We start from the raw sequence: 6,299 nt of genomic DNA, 5'->3' as shown, positions 1-6,299 counted from the left end.
GATCAGCTAAGCAAACCCCGTGTTGCCATTGGGATTGCTGGGCAAGACCCTGATCCGAGACACACTTTCTGTCCTATAGCCCGTCTGGTTCGGGCGATGGCGGCGCCGGACGCGTCGAACGGCTCCCGCCTCAGGCGGTGACGGCGGCGGAGGCCTCGTCGATGAGGTCGGCGACGGCCTTCGGCTGCGAGGCCAGTGACGCGTGGCTCGCGTCGAGCTCGATCGTCTTCTGCGGCTGCATCCGCTCAGCCATCCGGCGCTCGTTGTCGGGCGCGATCATCCGGTCCTGCGTGGAGACCTGGTACCAGGTCGGCTTCGCCTTCCACGCCGGTTCGGTGACCATGTCCTCGAACGTCGACCCGAGCGGGGCCTTCTGCGTGACGGCCATGACGAGTGCCTGCTCGTCGGGGAGGTCCTGGCAGAAGCTCTCGTGGAACTTGTCCTGCTTGACCCAGAGGTAGCCGTCGGAGTCGGGCTCGAGGTTGGGAGCCGCCTCGGGGAGCATCTCCTGGGTGATCCCACCGGGGCTCTCCCCGGCGTCGGGAGCGAAGGCCGCGATGTAGACGAGTCCGAGGACGTTGGGCTGGTCGCCCATCTCGGTGATGACCGCTCCACCGTACGAATGGCCGACGAGGACGACGGGACCGTCGATCTGGGCGACCATCTTGCGGGTGCGCTCGGCGTCATCGGCGAGCGAGGTGAGCGGATTCTCCACAGCGTGGAGGTCGGTGTAGCCGCGCTTGTCGAGTTCGACGATGACGTCGGCCCAGTGGGCAGCACCTCCCCAGAATCCATGGACAAGGACAATGCTCGGCTTCTCTGACATCTGTACTCCTCGGGATCACGGAAGGCTCCACGAGACGGAACCCTCCTCGGTTCAACGGGATGTGCAGGGCCTGCGCCCACCGTGAGCCTACAACGCCCCTTGCCCCGCCCACCAGGGCTGATTCCTGAGAACAGGCTGACTTTCCTGGTCTCAATCAGACTGGATTGATTGCCCCAGTCGATCAATCACTTCGATGTCTGCCGAGCTTGATTCCAGCAGCGCGCCTTCGCCGACCTTTCAGTCTCTGTCAGCCGTGAAGCAAGGACCTTGCGACGGACGCCGACTGCTCGTGGCAGTCGACCCGCCCTCGCCGCTGCATTGAGCACGGTTGCACGGGTCGAAGCGATGGGTTCGGATATGGCCACACGACGACAGACCAGCACTCCGGACGATCACTCCCACTGGTTCTCCCTCTCGGGTACGACGAAGGCCCCTCACCAGCATTTCTCCTGGTGAGGGGCCTTCCGTGGTGCGCCACGAGGGATTCGAACCCCCAACCTTCTGATCCGTAGTCAGATGCTCTATCCGTTGAGCTAGTGGCGCATGTCGACTGGGCTCGCGCCCTGCAACTCGATCAACTATACACAGGATGTTCATCCGAGCTCAAATTCCCCGCCCGTGCCCTTCGCCACAGTTTGGGCACCGGAAGAACCTGCGGAAGGACCCGGACGGCGGGGCCGCGGCCGGGAGGACAACCTCGGCGAGGTGAATGATCATCCAATTTTCAAGTAGGTCACGAGTCTGCAAAAACACGTCATTGAATTGAAAGAACGGAACATGCGAATGTTGCATTCACGTCACAGACGCCGACTTTGTGGCCCAATGCACACCGACGGGCGTGCTGAATCGGCGATTTTCGCCGACAGCCTCACCCTACCGTGGAGATGTACCCACCTCTCGACATCGACTCCCGTCGACGCGAAACCCCGATACACCAGGAGACCACTCATGACAGTCCTCGACCATGACGTCGTCGCTGACCAGCTGAAGAACGCACCCACGAAGAACGAGAAGGTGCTCTCGTTCGTCAGCCGGATCGCCACCCTCACCACGCCCGACGAGATCGTCTGGATCGATGGCTCCGAAGGCCAGAAGGCCCTCATCACCCAGCAGCTCGTCGACGCCGGGACGTTCGTGGCGCTGACCGGCACGAAGGACTCCTTCTACGCGGCGTCGGACCCCGAGGACGTCGCCCGTGTCGAGGACCGCACCTACATCTGCTCGGTCGACGAGAAGGACGCCGGCGCCCTCAACAACTGGGTCGCCCCCGCGGAGATGAAGGAGACGCTGAACGGCCTCTTCGAGGGTTCGATGCGCGGACGCACGATGTACGTCATCCCCTTCGTCATGGGCCTCGCCGAGGCGGATCAGCCGATGTTCGGCATCGAGGTCACCGACTCCCCCTACGTCGTGCTCTCGATGCTCATCATGGCGCGCTCGGGCAAGTACGCACTCGACGCGATCGACGCCCAGGACGCCGACTTCGTCGAGTGCGTCCACTCGGTCGGCGCCCCGCTCGAGGACGGTCAGGACGACGTCGCCTGGCCGAACAACTCTACGAAGTACATCACCCACTTCCCCGAGGAGCGTTCGATCTGGTCGTTCGGCTCCGGCTACGGCGGCAACGCGCTGCTGGGCAAGAAGTGCTACGCCCTGCGCATCGCCTCGGCGATCGCCCATGACGAAGGCTGGCTGGCCGAGCACATGCTCATCCTCAAGCTGACGAACCCGGAGGGCGAGGTCAAGTACATCGCCGCCGCCTTCCCCTCGGCCTGCGGCAAGACCAACCTCGCCATGATCGAGCCGACGATTCCCGGGTGGAAGGCCGAGACCCTCGGCGACGACATCGCGTGGATGCGCTTCGGCGAGGACGGCCAGCTCTACGCCGTCAACCCCGAGTTCGGCCTCTTCGGCGTCGCGCCGGGCACCGGCTACTCGACCAACCCGACCGCGATGCACGCGATCGAAGCCGGCGGCAACATCTTCACCAATGTGGCGCTCACCGACGACGGCGACGTGTGGTGGGAGGGCAAGACCGACGAGAAGCCCGCGCACCTCACCGACTGGCGCGGCAACGACTGGACTCCGGACTCGGAGACCCCGGCCGCTCACCCGAACTCGCGCTTCTGCACCCCGATCTCCAACGTGCCGACGCTGGCTCCCGAGTGGCAGAACCCCAACGGTGTGCCGATCTCGGCGATCCTCTTCGGCGGACGCCGCAAGACGACGATGCCGCTGGTCACCGAGACCAAGGACTGGAACCACGGTGTGTTCATGGGCTCGGTGCTCTCCTCGGAGACCACCGCCGCCGCGACCGGCGCCGTCGGCGTCGTCCGCCGCGATCCCATGGCGATGCGCCCGTTCATCGGCTACAACGTCGGTGACTACCTCCAGCACTGGCTCAACATCGGCCAGACCGAGGGCGCGCAGCTGCCGAAGATCTTCTACGTCAACTGGTTCCGCCGCGACGACGACAACTCCTTCCTGTGGCCCGGGTTCTCGGAGAACTCGCGCGTGCTCAAGTGGGTCTTCGAGCGCGTGGCCGGCACGGCCGATGCCGCTGAGTCCCCGCTCGGCCTCACCCCGGTCGAAGGCGGCCTCGACACCGAAGGCCTCGACTTCACCGACGAGCAGCTGCGCAAGGCGCTGGCGATCAAGCCCGAGGAGTGGGAGACCGAGCTCGCCTCGATCGAAGAGTGGTACGCCGAGCTCGGCGATTCGGTTCCGGCCGAACTCCGCGCCGAGGTCGACAACCTGCGCGAGCGCCTCGGCCTCGCGTGAGGCTGACATCGCTCGCTGAACGCTTCGTCGTCTGAAACGACCGATCCCCCGATCACCGCCGAGGTGGTCGGGGGATCGTCGCATTCACCGGAGGTTTGCGCGGAACGGTGCGACCCGCGTGGCTGGCGTCGCCGGGTCGGCCGGTGCGGCCGGTGTTGCCCGTGCGGCTGGCGCGGTCGCGCCGGCTGGTGCGGTCCCCGTGCCTGGCGCGGCGGCGCGGCGTGGCGGCGGCAACCATCATGCTCAGCCGCTATTCCTACCCTTCCACGGGTAGGAGACGAGGCTCCACCGAGGTTGTGCCGAGCTAAGGGTTGTTCGTGAGCCGACAACGATGAATAGACGCTTGACCGGCAGGCGGTTGGTGGACCGGAGAGTCTGCGAGCTGAAGAGGCAGCGCGAACGTGTGGTTGGCCGGCGGCCGCGCTCGCGCGCAGGGGGTCTCACACACGGTGCCTCACGCAGGTCGTCTGCAAGCGGGAGCGTTCGCGCAAGATCGTCGGGGGTGCATCGGAGCAAAACCACCACTCCGGTGCAGACGCTATTCCTACCCTTGGAGGGGTAGGAGAAGAGGCTTCGCCGAGGTGGTGCTGAGCTGAAGGTGGTGTGTGGGGCTCAGGGTGGTGTGTGAGGCCCGTGGTGTTTCGTGCGCTTGAGGGTGGTGTGCGCGAACGAGCCTCGCCGCCCGAGCCATCCCGAGCCGCCCGGGCCGCCCGAGCCTCGCCGCCCGAGGCCACCGAGATCAGCGACCGCTGAGGGCGGGGACGATGAGGTAGACGCCGAAGAGGACGAGGACGCCGCAGAGTCCGAAGACCGCCCAGAAGCCGGCCTTGAGCAGCGGATTGCCGTGGCCCTCGGCAACCTGGTCGATGTAGACCGCGCGCATCCGCACGGCCGTCGAGAACAGTCCGATGACGACGAGCGAGGAGAACCAGGTCGCAATCGCGACGATGGCGAACGAGCTCCATTCGATCATTTCGCATCTCCCCTATCAGAGTCGGAGTCCGCAGCGGAATCCGTCGATCGAGCATCAGCCGGCCCGGTGTCGGCCGCAGACTCGCCACGCACCGTGGCATCAGCCGTGACGCGAGCCTCGACAGCATCGTGCCCAGCACCCACGCCGCCGCTCCGATCCCCGTTCGCCGAGGCTCCGCGACGCGCCTGCGCCTTGCGGCTCTTCTTCGCCGCGTCCTTCTGCGTCTGCGCCTCGGTGCGGGCTTCGCGACGAGCCGCCGCGCGCTTGCGATTGCGATCCTGGCGCAGCTTGCGCTTGCGGCCGCGGATGTTGACCGCCTCGCCGACGGTGTCGAGGTTCGAGATCTCCGCCTGCTTCTCCTGCCGCGAGCTGAGGTAGATCCACAGCACGGCGGCCACGGCGATCGCGGTGTCGAGGAGGACGCCGAAGAGACCGAGGTACGCGACACCCGCGGCGGCCGCGCCGACGATGCCTGCGGCGGGAATCGTCAGCAGCCAGCCCGAGGCGATGCGCCCGGCCGTCGACCACTTGACGTCGGCGCCCTTGCGCCCGAGTCCCGAACCGAGCACCGACCCCGAGGCGACCTGCGTCGTCGAGAGCGCGAAGCCGAGGTGGGAGGAGGCGAGGATCGCAGCGGCCGTCGAGGTCTCCGCAGACAGCCCCTGGGCGGGCTTGACGGTGGTGAGCTTGGTGCCGAGCGTGTCGATGATGCGCCAGCCGCCCACGTAGGTGCCGAAGGCGATCGCGAAGGCACAGGTGACGATGACCCACAGCTGCGGACCGGTGTCGGTGGCCTGCAGGTTCGCGGAGATGAGGACGAGGGTGATGACGCCCATCGTCTTCTGCGCGTCGTTCGTTCCATGCGCGAGCGCCACGAGCGAGGAGCTGAAGATCTGCCCGTACTTGAACGGCGCCCGATGCGCGGTCTGCCCGTCGCCGTTGCGGCGTGTGATGTAGTAGGCCAGACGCGTGCACAGGTAGGCGCTGATGCCGGCGATGAGCGGCGCCGCGAGCGCCGGGATGACGACCTTGGACAGGAACACCCCGAAGTCGACGGAGTTGATGCCCGCGCCCACGATGGCCGCGCCGATGAGGCCGCCGAAGAGCGCATGCGAGGACGAGGACGGCAGCCCGAACCGCCACGTCGCCATGTTCCAGATGATCGCGCCGATGAGGCCGGCGAGGATGAACTCGGGAGTGATCTGGACGCCGCCGTCGCCGCCCTCCTTGATGATGCCGCCGGAGATCGTCTTCGCCACCTCGGTGGAGAGGAACGCGCCGATGAGGTTGAGCACGGCAGCCAGGGTGACGGCGGCCTTCGGCTTGATCGCGCCGGTGGCGATCGGGGTCGCCATGGCGTTGGCCGTATCGTGGAAGCCATTGGTGAAGTCGAAGAAGAGAGCCAGTGCGACGACGAGCACGACGACGAAGATGATTTCCACTCAGCGACCTTGAATGTAGACACAACGGGGACCGGGAATGATCGCGCTGCCGGACAGCGCCCTCAAACACGTGCGAGTCTACCGCCTACGACCCCGAAGCTTCACACAGCCTTCAGACCCCGGCCACCCCGTTCACCTTGCGTTCATCTCCCAACTGGGCAAACAACGGCAGGTGTCGTAAGGATGTATCAGCTCCTGGGTTGGGTCACTTGCACAGTTTCGGGTGCCCCGGAAGTCTCTGACCAGGGATGATGGTAGCGTTTAGTGCCCGATTAAG

At 66.0% G+C, this 6,299-nt stretch carries 4 protein-coding genes and 1 tRNA gene; 1 reads left to right on the top strand and 4 read right to left on the bottom strand.

Translation table 11 applies throughout. The annotated features are described in order from the left end of the window. Window positions 1-130 precede the first annotated feature (130 nt). On the bottom strand, window positions 131-826 hold the full coding sequence (locus tag AAHA49_RS17655) for an alpha/beta hydrolase (protein ID WP_342039165.1): 696 nt from the start codon (window positions 824-826) through the stop codon (window positions 131-133). Between the two features lie 467 nt (window positions 827-1,293). Continuing rightward, window positions 1,294-1,369, bottom strand: a tRNA-Arg gene (locus AAHA49_RS17650). Between the two features lie 405 nt (window positions 1,370-1,774). On the opposite strand from AAHA49_RS17650, the gene AAHA49_RS17645 reads away from it, so the two are divergent. Further along, window positions 1,775-3,607, top strand: coding sequence for a phosphoenolpyruvate carboxykinase (GTP) (locus tag AAHA49_RS17645; RefSeq protein WP_342039164.1), 1,833 nt, complete (start codon window positions 1,775-1,777; stop codon window positions 3,605-3,607). Window positions 3,608-4,346: 739 nt separating this feature from the next. On the opposite strand, the gene AAHA49_RS17640 is transcribed toward AAHA49_RS17645, so the two are convergent. Further along, window positions 4,347-4,580: a hypothetical protein gene (locus AAHA49_RS17640; RefSeq protein WP_339392431.1), complete on the bottom strand. Its 234-nt coding sequence runs from the start codon at window positions 4,578-4,580 to the stop codon at window positions 4,347-4,349. Continuing rightward, window positions 4,577-6,022: an inorganic phosphate transporter gene (locus AAHA49_RS17635; RefSeq protein WP_342039163.1), complete on the bottom strand. Its 1,446-nt coding sequence runs from the start codon at window positions 6,020-6,022 to the stop codon at window positions 4,577-4,579. The genes AAHA49_RS17640 and AAHA49_RS17635 overlap by 4 nt, the downstream gene beginning before the upstream one ends. Between the last annotated feature and the right edge of the window lie 277 nt (window positions 6,023-6,299).

The organism is Brevibacterium ammoniilyticum, assembly GCF_038429965.1.
Classification (GTDB): Bacteria; Actinomycetota; Actinomycetes; order Actinomycetales; family Brevibacteriaceae; genus Brevibacterium; species Brevibacterium ammoniilyticum.
Note: the sequence above shows the minus strand (reverse complement) of the source record. Positions and strands in the feature narration are given on the sequence as shown.